Genomic DNA, 18,410 nt, shown 5'->3' on the forward strand with positions numbered 1-18,410 from the left:
CCCCGGTTCAGCCACGCGCCGCCAGGCACTGCCGGACGGCGGCGATCAGCGCCCGGGAGCGGACGTCCCCGGTGACGCCCGGCTGCATGCCGTTGGTGACGTAGCCGAAGCCGATGCCCAGCTCCGGGTCGGCGAAGCCGAGCGAGCCGCCCCGGCCGGGGTGGCCGAAGCTCGCCGGGGAGGCCATCGGCGAGGTGCCGCCGTGCCGGAAGAAGCCCTGGCCGAAGGCCGTGTTGACGATCAGCACCCGGTCCGGCCCCTGCACCGAGGGGCCGGCCGCCTCGGCCAGGGTCCCCCGCTCGAACAGCGCGGGCAGCCGCTGCCCGGGCGCGTCGGCCCGGTCGGCGGCGCCGATCAGCGCCGCGTAGAACCGGGCCAGCGAACGGGCGGTGCCGATCCCGCCCGCCCCCGGCACCTCGACGGCCTGCACCGCCGGGTCGTTCAGGTCGACGCTGCTGCGCACCGAGCCGAACGCCCGGGCGGTCAGCGAGCTCGGGTCCCGGTAGGCGTCCAGCACCGACTGCTTGGGGCGCATCCGCATCCCGCCCGGCCCGAGCCCGGCGGCCTCCGGCGCGGGCAGGTCGACCAGCCGGCCGACCCGGCCGGCCGCGGCGGCGGGCAGGCCGATCCACAGGTCCAGGCCGAGCGGGGCGGCGATCTCCTCCGCGAAGTACCGCCCCACGCTGCGGCCCCCGGCCCGCCGGACCACCTCGCCGACCAGCCAGCCGAAGGTCAGCGGGTGGTACCCGTGCGCGGTGCCGGGCTCCCAGGCGGGGGCCTGGGCGGCGACGGCCGCGACGGCCGGCTCCCAGGCCAGCACGTCCTCGATCCGCAGCGGCACGTCCAGCGCGGGCAGCCCGGCCTGGTGCGAGAGCAGCCAGCGCACCGGCACCCGCCCCTTCCCGGCCCGCCCGAACTCCGGCCAGTACGCGGCCACCGGGGCGTCCAGGTCCAGCAGTCCGCGCTGCGCGAGGTGCAGGGCGGCGGAGGCGGTCAGCCCCTTGGTGACGGAGCGCAGCACCTGCGCCGTCCCCTCCTGCCAGCCGACCGCCGGGGCCGGCCGGGCCCCGACCTCCGGCCGGGCGTCCCCGCCCCACAGGTCGACCACCTTCCGCCCGTCGAGGTACAGCGCGAAGGCCGCGCCCAGCTCCCCGTACTGCCGGAAGTTGCCCTCGAAGGCCGCCCGGACCGGCTCGAACCCGTCCGCCGTGAACCCCTGGATCTGCTGTCTCTCCACCCGTCCACCCTAGACACCCGGGGACGTCACTCCACCGTCCACCCGATGTGCCCGATGCCGGTGGAGTAGAAGGCGCAGTGGCCCGAGGACTCCTGGGTCTGGCCCGGCTGGGCCGTCACCGAGTTGCCCGTCACGTCCGGCGCCCAGCCGCAGACGATGTCGGCGTGGAAGGTGATCGCGGCACCGGTGTTGTTGGTGCAGTCGACGCCGCCGGTCAGCGGGTCGTTGTTGTGGATCCAGGTGGTGCAGTCCAGCCCCGAGCGGACCGACTTCACGGCGGCGGCCGGAGCCGGCGCGGCCGAGGCGGGCAGCGCGGTGCCGAGCGCGACCAGGGCGGCGGCGACGGACAGGAGGGCGGCGCGGTTCTTCAACTCTGCTCCCGGGAAAGGTTCCTGACGGTTCGCCCGGGTTCCTTCCCGGGCCGATCCCTACGTATACCAACCCTTTCGGGTGACACCGCCGCGGATCGCCGGAGCACGTCACAATGGCGGACATGGACAACCCCGCCGACTCCCCCGCGAACGCCCCCGCCGACGTCCCCGCCACCAACCCGGACGAGATCCTCGACGTGGTCGACGAACAGGACCGCGTCCTGCGCACCGCCCCGCGCTCCGAGGTCTACCGCGACGGCCTGATCCACCGCTGCGTCTTCGTCCTGGTCCGCGACCCGCAGGGCCGGATCTTCACCCACCGCCGCACCGACACCAAGGCGTTCGCCCCAGGCGCGTACGACTGCTTCGTCGGCGGCGTGGTCGGCACCGGCGAGAGCTACCCCGAGGCCGCCGTCCGGGAGGCCGAGGAGGAACTCGGCGTCACCGGCATCCGCACCCGCCCGCTCTTCCGCTTCCTCTACACCGACGGCGACCGCTACAGCTGGTGGTCCGACGTCCACGAAGCCGAGTGGGACGGCCCGGTGCACCCCCAGGAGTCCGAAGTCGCCTGGCACGCCTGGCTCACCGAGGACGAACTCGCCGAACGCCTCACCACCTGGGACTTCGTCCCCGACGGCCGCGAAGCCTACCGCCGCTACCTGTCCCAACGCCCCACCCCCTGACCCCGCCCCGCCCGCCCCGCGCCTCTCCCCTTCTCCTCTCTGCCCCTTCCCCTGCTCCTCCTCGCCGCCGCCACGCCCTTCTCTCCACCTCCGCCCCTCCTCGCCGCCCCCACGCCCACTCGCCCCTATCTCTCCCCTCCCCGTCCCCACTCCTCCTCGTCGCCCCCGCCACGTCCGAAGAACTAGGGTGGGCCGCATGGCTTCCCGTACGCCGTCCGCGGCCCCCCTCGCGGAGGAACAGCGTCCTGCCGCCCGTGCGCCCCGGCGGCGGCTGAGCGTCGACGAGCGCCGCGAGCAGCTCATCGCGGTGGCGCTGCAGCTGTTCTCGGACCGCGCGCCCGAGGACGTCTCGATCGACGACATCGCCGCGGCCGCCGGCGCCTCCCGCCCGCTGGTGTACCACTACTTCCCGGGCAAGCAGGCCCTGTACGAGGAGGCGCTGCGCCGGGCCGGGCGCGAGCTCGCCGGGCGGTTCGAGGAGCCGGGCGAGGGCCCGCTCTCCGAGCGCCTGTACCGGGTGATGGGCCGCTACCTCGACTTCGTGCAGTCCCACGCGGCCGGTTTCACCGCGCTGCTGCGCGGTGGTTCGGTCGCGGCCAGCCCGGACGCGGACGCCGTCATCGACCAGGTCCGGCGGGCCGCGCAGGAGCAGATCCTGCTGCACCTCGGCGTGCCGGCGCCCAGTCCGATCCTGCGCCGCACCGTCCGGGCCTGGATCGCCAACGCCGAGATCAGCTCGTTGGACTGGCTGTCCGACAAGCCCGTCCCGGTCGAGACGCTGCAGCTCCAGCTGGTCCAGGAGCTGGTCGCCGCGCTCGCCCTCACCGCCACCCGGGACCCCGAACTGGCCGCCCTGCTCGGCGAGTTCTTCGCCGAGGAACGCCCCGACGGCCCGACCGCCCTGCTGGTCCGCGATCTCGCCGCGACCTTCACCGCCCCGGCCCTCACCGAGGCCCTGTTCCGGCTGGCCGCTCCGCCCGCTCCCTGAGCCCCGGTCGCCCCCGGCCAACCCACCGACCCGCACGGTCCCGGTCTGATAAGAATTGGCTGAACTGTCCACACCCGAGAACGAGGGGGCTCGGCGAATGACGCAGGACGGCTTCGCCGCCGCAGACCGGATCACGGCCACGCTGGACGCGGCGTGCGCCGCACTTCTCGGCAGCCGTGCCACCCATTACCAGGCCGACGCCCTCACCGCGTTCCGCCACTCCGAACACCCGGCCGCCAAGGCCCTGTTCGGCCTGCGGATCAGCCAGATCGGCCCCGGCCTGCTCGCCGTGCCGAAGCTCGGCACCGTCGTCGAGGTGTCCAGCGTCCGCCGTCCGAACGCCGCCGCCGGCCGCGAGGCCGTCCCGGTGCTGGCCCAGCGTTTCGGGGCGTCCGTGCTCGGCCTGACCGACGTGCCGTCGGCCGCCGCGCTGCGGCTGTCCGTCGAGCCGGTCGGGCTGGACGACGAGACCGTGGCCGGGTTCACCCCGGCGCTCGCGGCGCTCGCGGAGCCCCGGACGACCGTCGCGCCCGACGAGCTGTCGACCGGCTCCGGTGTGGAGGCCCGGCTGGTGGTGCCGCCCGCGTTCCACACCCTGACGGTCCGCGGCTCGGGCAACGCGCTGTCCGCACACCTGGCGGAGACCGCCGAGGAGGTGTTCTCGGGCGGCACCCCGGCCGAGCGCAACGACTTCGCGGTGGTCGCGGCGATGCTCGCCGAGCACTTCGCGGCGGCGGACGTCGCGTACGCGGGTGTCGGCGCGCTGCTGGTGAACGGCCGGCGCTCCCGGGTGTCGCTGGTGGTGTCGACCGTCCAGTGCTCCCAGCCGATCCAGGAGTTGGCGGTGGACCTGTCCACCGAGCGCCCGTACGCCGAGGTGTGGACGGTGCTGCTGCCGTCCGGCCCGGCGGCGCTGCTGGTCGAGACCCGGGCCGTGCCCGCGCTGAAGGAGCTGCGGGACGAGGACCCGAGCGGCCGGGTGGTGAGCACCGTGGTCGAGGCGTTCCTGCCGATGCCGGACGGGGCCACCGTGCTGACCGTCCAGCTGACCACCTCGGACCCCGAGGACTGGGACGTGTACACCGAGGTGTTCGCCGACCTGCTCTGCACCGTCCAACTCGCCTGGGACGGCGTGTCGGTGGCCCCGACCCCGGTACCGGTCGGACGGACCCTCCCCGCCCAGCCGGCCGCCGCGCCCCCGGCCGCACCCGCGCCCACGCCGGTGCCCGCCCAGGCCCAGGCCCAGGCCCCCGCTCCGCCGGTGCAGGTGCAGGTGCCGGTCGCCGCTGCGCCCGAGCAGCCCGAGAACCCGCCGGGCACGGCGGTGCGGGTGCCGCCCTCCGACTTCAACCCGTTCGGCACCCCGGCCCCGGGCGACCTGCCCGCGCAGAGCACCGCCTCCCCGGTGCTGGCCTCCACGGACGCGTTCGCCGCCCCGGCGCCCGCCCCGGCCCCTGCCTCGCCGATCGACGAGGACGGGGAGCCCAAGGGCCGCCTGGTCAAGGTCCCGCCGCCCGACTTCAACCCCTTCGCCTCCCTCGCCCCCGCACCCGCCGCCGCAGCCCCGACCGCACCCACCGCCCCGGCCGCACCCGACCCCTTCGCAGGCAGCGACCCGTTCGCCGCCTCGGCACCGGCCGCAGCCCCGGCCGCCGAACCGGAGGAGGCCGACCCGACCAAGGGCCGCCTGGTCAAGGTCCCGCCCGCGGACTTCAACCCCTTCGCGTCCCTCACCCCGGCGCCCTCCGCCGCGGCCCCGGCCGCGCCCGCCGCCCCGGCCGCACCCGACCCCTTCGCAGGCAGCGACCCCTTCGCCGCCGCAGCACCCGCCCCGGCAGCCCCGGCCTCGGCCGAGGAGCCCGAGGAGGCCGACCCCACCAAGGGCCGCCTGGTCAAAGTCCCCCGGCCGACTTCAACCCCTTCGCCTCCCTCGCCCCCGCACCCGCCCCGGCAGCCCCGACCGCACCCACCGCACCGGCCGCCGCCGACCCCTTCGCAGGCAGCGACCCGTTCGCGGGCAGCGACCCCTTCGGCGCCCCGGCACCGGCCGCTCCCGCGCCGCCCCAGGAGCCCGAGGAGGCGGACCCCACCAAGGGGCGCCTGGTCAAGGTCCCCCCGGCGGACTTCAACCCCTTCGCCGCCGCAGCCCCGGCCGCGCCCGCCCCGGCAGCCCCGGCCGCCGAACCGGAGGAGGCCGACCCGACCAAGGGCCGCCTGGTCAAGGTCCCGCCGGCCGACTTCAACCCCTTCGCGTCCCTCGCCCCCGCACCCGCCGCCGCGGCCCCGGCCGCACCCACCGCACCGGTCCCCGCCCCGGCGGCTCCGGCCCCGCGTCCGGCCGCCGCCGACCCGTTCGGGACGACGCTCTCCTCCGAGCCGTCCGACCCGTTCGGCACCGTGACCACTCCGACCGCCGCCCCCGCCCCGGCCGCGAACATCCCCCCGCGTCCGAGCGCCCCGCCGATCGTCCCGGCTCCGGCCGCCGAACCGGAGGAGGCGGACCCCACCAAGGGCCGCCTGGTCAAGGTCCCGCCGGCCGACTTCAACCCCTTCGCCGCCGCAGCCCCGGCCGCGCCCGCCGCGGGCCAGGCCGAGGAGCCGGAGGAGGCCGACCCGACCAAGGGCCGCCTGGTGAAGGTCCCGCCGCCGGACTTCAACCCGTTCGGCGCGGCCGCCCCCAGCGCCCCCGCCCCGGCCCAGCCCCAGGCTCCGCCGCCCCCGCCCCCGGCCAGCCCCTTCGGCTGATCCCCCGTAGCACCGCACCACCGCACCACCGAACGGCGAGCCGACCCCGGCTCGCCGTTCGCGTTCCCGTCCCGGAACCGCCCTCGCCCCTCGCCCCGAAACCTCCCACCCCGAAACCTCCCCACCCCCACTGTCAGCGGCCGTTGCGAAGATCGCCGCACCACCACAGGAGGAGAAACACCATGGGCGCCTGGGACACCGGCCACTTCGACAACGACACCGCCGCCGACTTCGGAGGCAGCCTCGACGAGACCGCCCCGGCGCAGCGCGCCGAGCTGATCCGGGCCGTGCTGGCCGAGGCCGCCGGGGAGGAGGACGACCTGGACTCCGACGTGGCCCTCCAGGCGGTGGCCGCCGCCGCGCTGGTGGCGGCGCAGTGCCCGGGCGGCGAGCCGGTCACCACCGCGTACGGGCCGCAGGAGCCGCTGCCGCCGTTCCCGGCGGAGTTGCGCCCGCTGGCGGTGGCCGCGCTGGACCGCGTCCTGGGTGCGGACTCCGAGCTGGCCGAGCTCTGGGACGAGACCGACCTGTCCACCGACTGGCGCGAGGGCATCGACCGGCTGCGCACCGTCCTGCGCCCGGCCTGACCGCCCGCGGCCCGACAGTCGGCCGCCGACCACAGCCGCAGCCACAGCCGCAGCCACCCCCGACGTCCCGTCAGTTCACCTCCACCGCCCGCCGGTCGTCGACCTCCTCGGCGAGCACGGCCATCCGGTACAGCGTGACGAAGTAGCTGGTGGCGTAGGTGTCGGCGGCGACGGCCGGCAGCAGGTCGGCGAGCAGGGCGCGGCGCTGGCGCAGGTGTTCGCGGTGGCGGTCGGCGAGCGGGCCGTCGAGGGCGGCGACGGTGCAGCCGGTGAGGGTGGTGGCGAGGGTGACGAGGCTCGTGCCACCGGGTTCCCGGTCGTACCAGCCCGGGGGGAACCGCAGGGCGCCGAACTCCTCGAGGAGTTGGGCCAGCAGTTCGATCTCACGTTCGAGCATGCCAATGATCATGCCGCACCCACCGTGCGATTGGGAACGCGTGTCACACACATCACCCTCACTCCGCCCCCTCCCACCCAGGTCCGTCACCTGATTTCCACCGCGTCCGCACCCCCGGAGGAACCGCCGCTCAAACCCCCGATCCCCGTCCCCTTGCGGCAATTTCCGCATGGTCCAGACCTATTGCCATTCCATTACCCGATCCCTACCCTCCAATGACACAGGAACTCCCGGGCTCCCCGACGGCCAAGGAGTCCGCCGCCCGCGCCCGCCCGCCAGGGCCCGCCGGGCCGCGGCCTGCTCGCCCCGCACCTGCACACGCGAACCCCTCCTCCCCACAGGCAGTGGAGCCTGCCCGCGCGTGCCTCGCGCGGCGCCGCTCCCGGACAGGAGCCCTTCATGCGCAGACGTCGGTACCGCTTCCCCCTGCTCGCCGTCGGCAGCCTGCTCGCCCCGCTGCTGGCGGTCTCCCTCCCGGCCCGGAGCGCGCACGCCGCCGAGCCCACCGCGGTCTTCCACAAGGACCAGGACTGGGGCTCGGGTTACGGCGGCGGCTACACCATCACCAACGCGGGCAGCACCGCGATCAACGGCTGGACGCTGGAGTTCGACCTCCCCGCGAACCACGCCCTCGGTTCGCTGTGGAACGCCACGTACACCGCCGCGGCCTCCCACGTCACCGTCAAGAACCCGGGCTGGCAGCCGCAGATCGCCCCCGGCGCCTCGTACGACTTCGGCTTCAACGTGGCCTACTCGGGCCCGTTCGCCGAGCCGAGGAACTGCAAGCTGAACGGCAAGCCGTGCGACGGCAGCGGCGGCGACGACCAGGCCCCGACCGCCCCGACGGACGTCACCGCGACGCAGTCCGGCCCGGGCCGGGCCGCCGTGTCCTGGACGGCGTCCACCGACAACGTGCGGGTGGCCGGGTACGACGTGTACGAGGGCGCGGCCAAGGTCTCCACGGTGACGGGCGACGGCACGGCGGTGACGATCGGCGGCCTGGCGGACGGCCGGCACACCTTCACCGTGGTCGCGTTCGACACCTCCGCCAACCGCTCGGCGGCCTCCGCCCCGGCGACGGTGGACATCACCCCGCCCCCGCCGGACACCGTGGCCCCCTCCGCGCCTGGCACCCCGGTGGGCACCTCGGCGGGCGCCACCAGCCTCGGCCTGGCCTGGGGCGCGGCGACCGACAACGTCGAGGTGACGGCGTACGACGTGTACAACGGCGGGACGCTGGCCCTCACCGTCGCCGCCCCCACCACCGCGGCGACGGTCTCCGGCCTCTCTCCCGACACCCCGTACACCTTCACCGTGAAGGCCCGGGACGCGGCGGGCAACACCTCCCCGGCCTCCAATCCGGTGACCCTGCGCACCGGCAAGGTCAACCCGCGGACCGGTCTGACCATCGGCTACTTCACCCAGTGGTCGGTGTACGCCCGCGGCTACAGCGTGAAGCGGCTGGACACCTCGGGCAGCGCCGCGAAGCTGGACTACCTGAACTACGCGTTCGCCAACATCCACCCGTCCACCAAGCAGTGCTTCCTCACCAACAAGGCGGCGGGCAACGACTCCGACCCGAACGCGGGCGACGGGGCGGGCGACGCCTGGGCGGACTTCGGGCGCGGCTGGGACGCGGGCACCTCGGTGGCCGGGACGACCGACACCTGGGACCAGAAGCTGGCCGGCAACTTCAACCAGCTCAAGCAGCTCAAGGCCAAGTACCCGAACCTCAAGGTGCAGATCTCGCTGGGCGGTTGGTCCTACAGCAAGTGGTTCTCCGACGCGGCGGCCACCGACGCCTCGCGCAAGGCGCTGGTCTCCTCCTGCATCGACCTGTACATCAAGGGCAACCTGCCGGTGATCGACGGCCGCGGCGGCGCCGGTTCGGCGGCGGGCATCTTCGACGGCATCGACCTGGACTGGGAGTGGCCGAACTCGGAGGGCCACCTCGGCAACGTGATCCGCCCCGCCGACAAGGCCAACTACACCCTGCTGGCCCAGGAGTTCCGCCGCCAGCTGGACGCCCTCGGCGCCACCACCGGCAAGCACTACACGCTGAGCGCCTTCCTGCCCGCCGACCCGGCGAAGATCACCGCGGGCATCGACATCCCGGGCCTGTTCGGTGCGTTCGACTTCGCCACCGTCCAGGGCTACGACTACCACGGCGCCTGGGAGACGACCACCAACCAGCAGTCCGCCCTGCGGGTCGCCGCCGGTGACCCGTCCACCCCGGACCGGCGGTTCAGCTCGGAGATCGCCATCAACGCGTACGTCAACGGCGGCGCCCCGAAGTCCAAGCTGACCCTGGGCGTCCCGTTCTACGGCCGCGGCTGGACGGGCGTGCCGCGCGGCAGCACCAACGGCCTGTTCCAGACCGCGACCGGCCCCGCGCCGGGCAGCTACGAGAACGGCTTCGAGGACTACTACAAGCTCAAGGAGAAGCTGGCGGGCGGCGGTTACACCCTCTACCGGGACGAGGTGGCCGGCCACGCCTACCTCTACAACGGCACCGTGCTCTACACCTACGACGACCCGACGGAGATCACCCGGAAGGCCGGCTGGATCAAGGAGCAGGGCCTCGCCGGGGCGATGATCTGGTCCTTCGACGGTGACACCGCCAACGGCGAGTTGATGACGGCGCTAGCCAACGGCCTGAAGTAGCAGGCGGGTTCAGGCGCGGCGTGCCAGGTGGACGACATCGGGCACGCCGCGCTCGACCGGGATCTCCTCGGTCCGCACATCGGTGAACCCGGCCTCCCGCAGCGCCCGTTCGAAGGCGGCGGACGGCTGCGCGCTCCACACCGCCAGCACCCCGCCGGAGTTGAGCCGGGCGGCGGCGTTCGCCAGCCCGGCCGGCCCGTACAGCCGGTCGTTCTCGGCGCCGACCGTCCAGTCCGGCCCGTTGTCGATGTCGAGGCAGAGCGCGTCGTAGCGCTCCCCGCCCGCCGCCAGGTACGCCACCAAATCGGTGTGCAGCACCTCGACCCGGGGGTCGTCCAGCGCCCCGGCGGAGAACGCGCCCAGCGGACCGGTGCGGTGCCAGTCGATGATCGCCGCCTCCCGCTCGGCCACCGCGATCCGCGCCCAGCGCGGCTCGGCGGCGGCGTGCGCCAGCGAGAAGCCGACGCCCAGCCCGCCGATCAGCACGCTGGGGCGCGCCACCGCCGCGAGCTCGTCCAGCGCGGCCTGCACCAGCAGCCGTTCGGAGCGGCCGTCGACGGTGTCCATCAGGAAGCAGCCGTTCACGATGACCTCGCAGTGCCCGCCGCGGCGCCGCAGCACCACCTCGCCGCCGGCGCTCTCCCGCCGGTCGAGCACTTCGGCCTCGGACAGGCCCTGGCGGCTGGGCAGCACGGACATCCGGCAACTCCTGGGAAGGTCGGCACCGATCGTGGACCTCCTGACCCTAGCCGACCCGCCCGGTCACCGACCGCTACCCCTGCGGGTCGGGCGTCAGTCCGGCCGCCGCGACCGGCGCGCCGCCCTTCGCCTTCGGGCTGCGCCGCCCGCGCCGCTCCAGCCACTTGGCGAACCAGGACAGCAGCAGACACATGCCGATGTAGACCGGGGCGATCACCATCACCACCGGGATGAACGGCAGGTCGTAGTCCAGGTTGGTGGCGATCAGCTTCCCGGCGTGCAGGAACTCCTCGTAGGTGATCAGGAACCCGAGCGAGGTGTCCTTGAGCGCCACCACCAGCTGGCTGACGATGGTCGGCAGCATCGCCCGGTTCGCCTGCGGCACCAGCACGTACGCCATCACCTGGGTCTTGCGCAGCCCCAGCGCGTACGCCGCCTCCCGCTGCCCCTTGGGCACCGCGAGCACGCCGGCCCGGAACACCTCGGCCAGCACCGAGCCGTTGTACAGCGTCAGCCCGGCGACCAGCGCCCACATCGGCGGGGCCTTGAGCGCGACGAAGATGAAGAAGATCATCACCAGCAGCGGCATCGCCCGGAAGAACTCCACCACCAGGGTGGACACCCAGCGCACCACCCGGTGGTCGGAGAGCCGCCCGGCGGCGAACAGCGCACCGAAGGGCAGCGCGAACAGCACCGTCCAGCCGAACGCCTTCAGGGTGTTGGCCAGCCCGCGCAGCAGCAGCTCCTGAACGCCCTTGTACTCGAAGGGCATCCACTTCTGGTACGTGAACTGCTGGGTGTGGAACAGCATGTAGACCACCCAGCCGATCACGGCGGCGATCACCAGCAGCGCCAGCCACCCGTACAGCCGGTGCCGGGCCAGCGCCTTCGGGCCCGGCACGTCGTACAGCGCGGAGGACTCCACCGTCATCGGAACACCTCCGTCATCGGGGCACCGGCCGTCATCGGGACACCGCCACCCGTCGCTCCAGCAGGTTGAACAGGGCGCTGATCGCCAGCGTCAGGATCAGGTACCCGACCGCGATCCAGACGAAGGTCCAGACGATGCCGTAGCCCAGCTCGTTGATGGTCCGGTAGGTGCCGAGCAGTTCGACCACGCTGAACGAACCCGCGATCGCGGTGTTCTTCGCCAGCGCGATCATCACGCTGCCCAGCGGCGCGACCACCGAGCGGTACGCCTGCGGCAGCACCACCAGGCCCAGCGTCTGGGTGAACGTCAGGCCCAGGCTGCGGGCCGCCTCGCCCTGCCCGACCGGCACCGTGTTCACCCCCGAGCGCAGCGTCTCGCAGACGAACGCCGAGGTGTAGCAGCCCAGCGCCAGCACCGCGAAGGTGAAGAACGGCAGCGTGATGTCGAACCGGGGCAGCCCCAGCACCACGATGAAGAACAGCAGCGTCAGCGGCGTGTTGCGCAGCACCGTCACCCACCCGGTGCCGAACGCCCGCAGCGGCCGCACCGGCGACACCCGGAACCCCGCGACCACCACCCCGAGCCCCAGCGCCAGCGCCGCGCTCACCAGGGTCAGCCACAGCGTGCCGAGGAACCCGTGCCAGTACGTGGACCAGTTGTCGGTCAGGACGTTCACCCGTCCTCCTCCCTGCTCACTGGTAGCGGCCTGTCCGGTCGTGCTCTCACTGGTGACGGCCTCACTGGTAGCGGTCGATCGGCGGCGGCTCGGGCGCGGGCACCCCGGACAGGCCGAGCGTCGCCTCGTACGCCTTCTTCCAGTCGCCGTTCTGCTCGTGCCGCTGCAGCGCGTCGTCCAGCGCCAGCCGCAGCACGGTGTCGTTCTTCGGCACGCCGATGCCGTACGGCTCCTTGGAGAACGGCTGCCCGGCGATCTTCAGCTCGTCCGGGACCTTCGCCGCGTAGCCCTGCAGGATCGCGTTGTCGGTGGTCACCGCGTCGACCTGACCGGTGATCAGGTTGTCCACGCAGGCCGAGTAGGTGTCGTAGCCGATCAACTTCGCCTGCGGGTAGTCCTGCTGGATCCGCTGGTACGGGGTCGACCCTGCGGCCGAGCAGACCTTCCGCCCGGCCAGGTCCTGCGGGCCGTTGATCTTCGTCTCGTTCTTGCGGACCAGCAGCGCCTGCCCGGCGATGAAGTACGGCCCGGCGAAGCCGACCAGCTTCTTCCGGTTGGCGTTGATGGTGTAGGTGCCCACGTAGTAGTCGACCTGACCGTTCTGCAGCGCCGTCTCGCGGTTGGCGGAGGCGATGGTGCGGAACTCGATCTGCTCGGGGGCGAAGCCCAGGTCGGCGGCGACCATCTTGGCGATCTCGATGTCGAAGCCGGAGTACTCGCCGGTCGCCGGGTTCTTCTGCCCCAGGTACGGCTGGTCCTCCTTGGCGCCGACCACCAGGTGGCCGCGCGAGCGGGCCGCGTCCAGGGTCGGCGAACCGGTGACGGTGTCGCTGCTGCGCACCTGGTAGCTGGGCAGCGCGCTGGGCTGCGGGCCCTTCGGCGGCGGGGTGCCCTCCTTGCCGCAGCCGGACAGGCCCCCCAGCACGGCCAGCAGGACGAGCACGGACAGCACGACGTTCTTCCTCACCCGAACCACCTCAGTGCTTCAGGATCTTGGAGAGGAAGTCCCGGGCCCGTTCGCTGCGCGGGTTCGCGAAGAACTCCTCGGGGACGCGGTCCTCGACGATCCGCCCGTCCGCCATGAACACCACGCGGTTGGCGGCCGACCGGGCGAAGCCCATCTCGTGGGTGACCACCACCATGGTCATGCCCTCGGCGGCCAGCGAACGCATGACCTCCAGCACCTCGTTGATCATCTCGGGGTCGAGCGCCGAGGTCGGCTCGTCGAACAGCAGCGCCTTCGGGTCCATCGCCAGCGCCCGGGCGATCGCCACCCGCTGCTGCTGGCCACCGGACAGCTGCGCCGGGTACTTGGCCGCGTGCGCCGCCAGCCCGACCCGCTCCAGCAGCTGCCGCCCCTTGGCCTCCGCCTCGGCCTTCCCCCGTCTGCGGACCTTGACCTGAGCCAGCGTCACGTTCTGCAGCACCGTCTTGTGCGCGAACAGGTTGAAGGACTGGAACACCATCCCCACCTCGGCGCGCAGCTTCGCCAGCCCCTTGCCCTCCGCGGGCAGCGGCTGCCCCTCGATCAGGATGCTGCCGCTCTCCACCGTCTCCAGCCGGTTGATCGCCCGGCACAGCGTGGACTTGCCCGACCCGGACGGGCCGATCACCACCACGACCTCGCCGCGGCCCACCGTCAGGTCGATGTCCTGGAGCACGTGCAGCGCACCGAAGTGCTTGTTCACCCCGCGCAGTTCGATCAGCGGCTCCCCCGCCGACCCGCCCGGCGCCCCGGCCGCCGACGCCCCCGTGCTCTCCCCCGGGGCCGTCACCTGCTGCGCCGCCCCTTCAGCAGCCAGCCCAGCGCCGTTCCGGCCAGCAGCGTCGCCAGCAGTGCGATCCACAGCGGGCAGGTGACGGTGAACACCCAGAACTGGATCTTCACCTTGTCCAGGTTGGCGAACAGGAACCAGACCGCCAGCACCACGATGACGCCGATCCCGATGTACCGGGTCGGAATCCCCGCGATCTCGTTGCGCTGGGTGCCTGACGGAGAACCACCTGATGTCTTGGTCACCCCCGCAGTCTGCGCCCGCCCCCACCCACCGACCGCCGCGCCACCCCGCCGCCCCCGCCCATTCACCCGCCCCATTCACCCATCCGCGCTACACCCGCCCCGCCTGCACCGGGCACCGGGCACCGGGCACCGGGCACCGGGCACCGGGCACCGGCCCAGCGTCGCACCGCCCCACCGCCCCACCGCCGCACCGTCCGCCGGAATCCCCGCCGGACGGTGCGGCAACAGCCCCTCCCCCGCTACCTCTCGTCCCGCCAGGACCGCCAGAGCGCCGCGTACGGCCCGCCGGAGGCCACCAGCTCCGGGTGCGGCCCGTACTCGGTGATCCGGCCCTGCTCGACCACCGCGATCACGTCGGCGTCGTGCGCGGTGTGCAGCCGGTGCGCGATCGCCACCACGGTGCGCCCGGCCAGGACCCGGGAGAGCGAACGCTCCAGGTGCCGGGCCGCCCGCGGGTCGAGCAGCGAGGTGGCCTCGTCCAGCACCAGGGTGTGCGGGTCGGCCAGCACCAGCCGGGCCAGCGCCAGCTGCTGGGCCTGGGCGGGCGTCAACGCGGTGCCGCCGGAGCCGACTTCGGTGTCCAGCCCGTCCGGCAGCGCGTCCACCCACTCCTGCGCGTCGACCGCGGTGAGCGCGGCCCGCAGCTCGGTGTCGTCGGCCTCCTCGCGGGCCAGGTGCAGGTTGTCCCGCAGGGTGCCGACGAAGACGTGGTGCTCCTGGTTGACCAGTGCCACCTCGGTGCGCACCCGCTCGGCCGGCATCCGCGACAGCTGCGCCCCGCCGAGCGTGACCAGGCCCCGGCCCGGCGCGTAGATGCCCGCCAGCAGCCGGCCCAGCGTCGACTTGCCCGCCCCCGACGGCCCGACCAGCGCCACCCGGCTGCCCGGCTCGACGTCCAGCGTGATGTCGCGCAGCACGTCCGCCCCCTCCCGGTAGCCGAAGCTGACCTGCCGGGCCTCGACCCGGCGGCCGTCCGGGCGCAGCGCCGCGTCGGTCTCCGGCTCGGCGACCTCGCGGACGCCGACCAGCCGGGCCAGCGAGGTCTGCCCGATCTGCAGCTCGTCGTACCAGCGCAGGATCCGGGAGACCGGGTGCACCAGCGCCTGGGCGTACAGCACCCCGGTGGTCAGCCGGCCCGGGCCGATCCAGCCGTGCAGGGCGAACAGCCCGCCGAGCACCAGGGTGCCGAGCACGGCCAGCGCGTAGGTGCCGTCCACGGTGGGGAACCAGACGCTGCGCAGCCACAGCGTGTACCGCTCCCAGGCGATCCACTCGCTGATCTTCCGGTCCGTCAGCTCCACCCGGCGGTCGCCGAGCCGCAGCGCCTCGACCGTCCGCCCGGCGTCGACCGTCTCGGCGAGCACGGTGTTGACCGCCGCGTACCCGGCCGACTCGTTGCGGTAGGACTGCGGGGCCCGCCGGAAGTACCAGCGGGAGGTGAGGATCAGCAGCGGCAGGCCGAGCACGGCGGTGGCGGCCAGCAGCGGCGAGGTGACCACCAGCGCGCCGAGCACCAGCACCACCGAGACCACGGCGACCACCAGTTCGGGCACCGCGTCGCGGACCGAGCGGGCCAGCCGGTCGATGTCGGTGGTGCCCCGGGAGACCAGGTCACCGGTGCCGGCCCGCTCCAGCACGCCGAGCGGCAGCCCCACCGAGCGGACCAGGAAGTCCTCCCGCAGGTCGGCCAGCGCCTCCTCGCCGAGCACGCTGCCGCGCAGCAGCGACAGCCCGGTGAACACCGACTGCACCACCAGCGCGGCCAGGTACCACCCGATCGCGGCGGCGATCCGCCCGCCTCCGCCCTCCACCGACAGCGACTGCACCAGCGACCCGAGCACCGCCGGCCCGACCAGCCCCGCCACCGTCGCCGCCCCGTGCAGGCCCACCACCGCAGCCAGCCCCTTGCGGTGACGCCGCAACAGCATCCGCCCGTACGCCCGCACGGCCGCGGTGGAGCCGACCGGCAGCGTGGTGGCCGGCCCCTGCTCGTGCATCTTCGGGGGCTTCACGACGTACTCCTTCGACTCCGACTCCGACTCCGACTCTGACTCTGACTCCAGCTCCAGCTCTGACTCCGGCTCCGGCTCCGGCTCCGGCTCCGCTGGACGTGCTGGTGGACGCGCCCCCGGACGACCTCCGCGGCAGTCCGGACCACGGACGGGCACCCGTTCACTGCGCACCTCCCGAACCCACCGCTACCTCCGCTTCCCCTGCGTCCCCTGCCCTCGCGCCCGCCCCCGCACCGCCCGGCGCACCCTCGTCCCGGGTGACGACCGCCCGGTAGCGCGGGTCCGCCGCCATCAGCTCCCGGTGGGTGCCGGTGGCGGCGACCCGGCCCTGCTGGAGCAGCAGGACGGTGTCGGCCCGGTCGAGCAGCAGCGGACTGGTGGCGAAGACCACCGTGGTGCGCCCGGCCCGCAGTTCGCGCAGGCCCGCGGCGATCCGCGACTCGGTGTGGGCGTCGACCGCGCTGGTCGGTTCGTCCAGCACCAGCACCGGCGGGTCGGCCACCAGCGAGCGGGCCAGCGCGAGGCGCTGGCGCTGGCCGCCGGAGAGCGAGCGGCCGCGCTCGGTGATCCGGGCCGCCATCGGGTCGCCCGCGCACTCGGGCGAGCCCTCGACCAGCGCCTCCAGCGCGTCCTCGGCGCGGGCGGCGGCCAGTGCCTCGGCGGGCTCGACCCGGCCGGAGCGGGGGACGTCGAGCAGCCCGGCCAGGGTGCCGGAGAGCAGCACCGGCTCCTTGTCGTGGACCAGCACCGCTGCTCGGGCGGCGGCCAGCGGCACCCCGTCCAGCGCGATCCCGCCGAGCCGGACGGAGGGCTTGGCCCGCTCGCCCTCGGCGAGCGCGGGCCGCCCGCCGAGCCGGGCCGCCAACTCCCCCGCCGCGTCCGGGTCGCCGCAGACCACCGCGGTCAGCCGCCCGGCCCGGGCGGTCAGCCCGCTGACCGGATCGTGCAGGTCCGACCGCCCGGCCCGGCGCACCAGCTCCACCGCGCCCTCACCGCCCCCCGCCCCGACCGGAGCTGACGCTCCGTCACCATTCGGGCCCTCCTCCCGGGTCAGCGCGAGCACCTTGACCGCCCGCCCGGCCGAGACCCGGGCGACGCTCCAGGCGTGCGCGGCCTCGCCGATCACCCGCAGCGGGGCGGCCAGGAAGGCGGTGGCGCCGTAGACGGCGATCAGCTCGCCGACCCCGATCGACCCGTCGAGGGCCAGCCGGGCGCCGTACCAGGTGACGCCGATGACGAACAGGCCGGGCAGCAGCACCTCCTGGGCCTGCATCACCGCCCAGGTGCGAGCGGTACGGACGGCGGCGGCGCGCACCCGCTGGGAGGCGGCCCGGTAGCGGCGCAGGAACAGCTCCTCGCCGCCGATGCCGCGCAGCACCCGCAGCCCGGCGACCGTGTCGGCGGCCAGCTCGGAGGCCTTGCCGCCGAGCGCGCGCTGCTCGGTGTACCGCCGCTCGAACGGCCCGAGCAGCGGCCACACCGCGGCAGCCAGCACGGGCATGCCGAGCAGCACGGCCAGCCCGAGGCCGGGTTGGTGCCACAGCACCACGACGCTGACGCCGAGCCAGGCCAGCACCGCGCCGTACAGCCGGGCGGTGAGCTCGACGTACCAGCCGATCTTCTCGACGTCGCCGCTGGAGACGGCGACGATCTCGCCGGTGGCGATCCGCCGGCTCAACCCGCCGCCCAGCGCGGAGGCCTGACGGGCCACCAGCTGGCGGACCTGGGAGGCGGCGTGGATCCAGTTCCACACCGCCCGGCGGTGCACCAGCACCGTCATCGTGGTCTGCAGGGCGGACAGCAGCAGGGCGAGCAGACCGGCCGCCAGCAGGGCCCGGGTGTCCCGGTCGACGACGGCCTGGACGCCGCGGCCGATCGCCACCGGCAGCGCGGCCAGCGCACCGAGCTCCAGCGTGCTCCACAGCGTGGCGAGCAGCCGGCCCCGGAGCTGGGAGCGGCCGAGCCAGCGCAGGAACCCGCGCGGCGAACTGAGGTCGGGGCTGCCGGGATCGGGCAGCGGAAGGGGGACGAGCGGCATGGTCGCTCCGTTACGGGGTGCGGCGGGGCAGGGAGGGACGGGCCCGGCCGGGGGAGCACGGCGGGCGGCGTCGGCCGGCCGGGCCCGGTGCGGGCTCCGGCGCGTCGGAGGTGAGCGGCGGAAGGGGTGGTCGGCTCGTCACATGCGGTGAGCCTGACCGTCGCCCTGTGACGCACGCAACAGGTTTTCCGGCAGAACGGCCCGATCCGGCCGCCGGCCCCGCCGGCTTTCATCCGTTCCGGGGAACTACCCGCTCCCGGGAATAAACCGCAGCTCACTGCCGTTGCAGCCGCTCCGGAAGCCCGGAGAGGCAACACGGGCAACAACAGCAGGACCAGCAGGACCAGCAGGACCAGCAGAAG

General features: G+C 74.2%; 17 protein-coding genes. 6 read left to right on the forward strand and 11 right to left on the reverse strand.

The genetic code is table 11. The annotated features are described in order from the left end of the window. Positions 1 to 7: 7 nt before the first annotated feature. Both OU787_RS05745 and OU787_RS05750 read right to left on the reverse strand, forming a co-directional pair. Positions 8 to 1,237, reverse strand: coding sequence for a serine hydrolase domain-containing protein (locus OU787_RS05745; protein ID WP_268658741.1), 1,230 nt, complete (start codon positions 1,235 to 1,237; stop codon positions 8 to 10). 26 nt (positions 1,238 to 1,263) lie between these two features. After that, entirely contained in the window at positions 1,264 to 1,608 is a 345-nt protein-coding gene (locus tag OU787_RS05750) for a hypothetical protein (protein ID WP_030462189.1), read from the reverse strand. Between the two features lie 122 nt (positions 1,609 to 1,730). Here OU787_RS05750 and OU787_RS05755 point away from each other — a divergent pair, with 122 nt between their 5' ends. The 5 genes from OU787_RS05755 to OU787_RS05775 all read left to right on the forward strand — a co-directional run bounded on the left by OU787_RS05755 (position 1,731) and on the right by OU787_RS05775 (position 6,611). Continuing rightward, on the forward strand, positions 1,731 to 2,291 hold the full coding sequence (locus OU787_RS05755) for an NUDIX hydrolase (protein WP_051817334.1): 561 nt from the start codon (positions 1,731 to 1,733) through the stop codon (positions 2,289 to 2,291). Between the two features lie 196 nt (positions 2,292 to 2,487). Further along, the gene (locus OU787_RS05760) at positions 2,488 to 3,279 is read left to right on the forward strand and encodes a TetR/AcrR family transcriptional regulator (RefSeq protein ID WP_030464124.1); all 792 of its coding nucleotides are present in this window, start codon (positions 2,488 to 2,490) and stop codon (positions 3,277 to 3,279) included. A 97-nt stretch (positions 3,280 to 3,376) separates the two neighbouring features. Further along, the gene (locus OU787_RS05765) at positions 3,377 to 5,680 is read left to right on the forward strand and encodes a hypothetical protein (protein ID WP_268658742.1); all 2,304 of its coding nucleotides are present in this window, start codon (positions 3,377 to 3,379) and stop codon (positions 5,678 to 5,680) included. Then, the gene (locus tag OU787_RS05770) at positions 5,677 to 6,024 is read left to right on the forward strand and encodes a hypothetical protein (protein ID WP_268658743.1); all 348 of its coding nucleotides are present in this window, start codon (positions 5,677 to 5,679) and stop codon (positions 6,022 to 6,024) included. Before OU787_RS05765 ends, OU787_RS05770 begins: the two co-directional genes overlap by 4 nt. A gap of 182 nt (positions 6,025 to 6,206) precedes the next feature. Continuing rightward, positions 6,207 to 6,611 (forward strand): DUF4259 domain-containing protein, encoded by a 405-nt coding sequence (locus OU787_RS05775; protein ID WP_030464125.1) that lies wholly within the window; start codon positions 6,207 to 6,209, stop codon positions 6,609 to 6,611. Between the two features lie 70 nt (positions 6,612 to 6,681). Here OU787_RS05775 and OU787_RS05780 read toward each other — a convergent pair whose 3' ends face one another. Then, entirely contained in the window at positions 6,682 to 7,008 is a 327-nt protein-coding gene (locus tag OU787_RS05780; protein WP_030464126.1) for a hypothetical protein, read from the reverse strand. Between the two features lie 399 nt (positions 7,009 to 7,407). Between OU787_RS05780 and OU787_RS05785 the strand changes: the two genes are divergently transcribed. Then, positions 7,408 to 9,672 (forward strand): glycoside hydrolase family 18 chitinase, encoded by a 2,265-nt coding sequence (locus OU787_RS05785; RefSeq protein ID WP_268658744.1) that lies wholly within the window; start codon positions 7,408 to 7,410, stop codon positions 9,670 to 9,672. A 9-nt stretch (positions 9,673 to 9,681) separates the two neighbouring features. Here the strand turns inward: OU787_RS05785 and OU787_RS05790 are convergent, their stop codons facing one another. From OU787_RS05790 to OU787_RS05825, 8 genes are all read right to left on the reverse strand, one after another. Beyond that, positions 9,682 to 10,371 carry a spermidine synthase gene (locus OU787_RS05790; RefSeq protein ID WP_268658745.1) on the reverse strand — a complete coding sequence of 230 codons (690 nt, stop codon included), beginning with the start codon at positions 10,369 to 10,371 and terminating at the stop codon, positions 9,682 to 9,684. Between the two features lie 73 nt (positions 10,372 to 10,444). Further along, entirely contained in the window at positions 10,445 to 11,302 is an 858-nt protein-coding gene (locus OU787_RS05795) for an amino acid ABC transporter permease (protein ID WP_268658746.1), read from the reverse strand. A 31-nt stretch (positions 11,303 to 11,333) separates the two neighbouring features. Beyond that, the gene (locus tag OU787_RS05800; RefSeq protein WP_030464130.1) at positions 11,334 to 11,978 is read right to left on the reverse strand and encodes an amino acid ABC transporter permease; all 645 of its coding nucleotides are present in this window, start codon (positions 11,976 to 11,978) and stop codon (positions 11,334 to 11,336) included. Between the two features lie 61 nt (positions 11,979 to 12,039). Further along, positions 12,040 to 12,945 (reverse strand): glutamate ABC transporter substrate-binding protein, encoded by a 906-nt coding sequence (locus tag OU787_RS05805; protein ID WP_198545101.1) that lies wholly within the window; start codon positions 12,943 to 12,945, stop codon positions 12,040 to 12,042. A gap of 10 nt (positions 12,946 to 12,955) precedes the next feature. Continuing rightward, positions 12,956 to 13,684 (reverse strand): amino acid ABC transporter ATP-binding protein, encoded by a 729-nt coding sequence (locus OU787_RS05810; RefSeq protein ID WP_030464132.1) that lies wholly within the window; start codon positions 13,682 to 13,684, stop codon positions 12,956 to 12,958. A gap of 65 nt (positions 13,685 to 13,749) precedes the next feature. After that, a complete protein-coding gene (locus tag OU787_RS05815) occupies positions 13,750 to 13,998 on the reverse strand; it encodes a LapA family protein (protein WP_014134887.1) in 249 nt (82 codons plus the stop codon). A gap of 239 nt (positions 13,999 to 14,237) precedes the next feature. Further along, the gene (locus OU787_RS05820) at positions 14,238 to 15,995 is read right to left on the reverse strand and encodes an ABC transporter ATP-binding protein (RefSeq protein WP_030460394.1); all 1,758 of its coding nucleotides are present in this window, start codon (positions 15,993 to 15,995) and stop codon (positions 14,238 to 14,240) included. Positions 15,996 to 16,170: 175 nt separating this feature from the next. Further along, positions 16,171 to 18,048 carry an ABC transporter transmembrane domain-containing protein gene (locus OU787_RS05825; protein ID WP_268658747.1) on the reverse strand — a complete coding sequence of 626 codons (1,878 nt, stop codon included), beginning with the start codon at positions 18,046 to 18,048 and terminating at the stop codon, positions 16,171 to 16,173. Positions 18,049 to 18,410 lie beyond the last annotated feature (362 nt).

This window comes from Kitasatospora sp. YST-16, from assembly GCF_026802215.1.
Lineage (GTDB): Bacteria > Actinomycetota > Actinomycetes > Streptomycetales > Streptomycetaceae > Kitasatospora > Kitasatospora cineracea.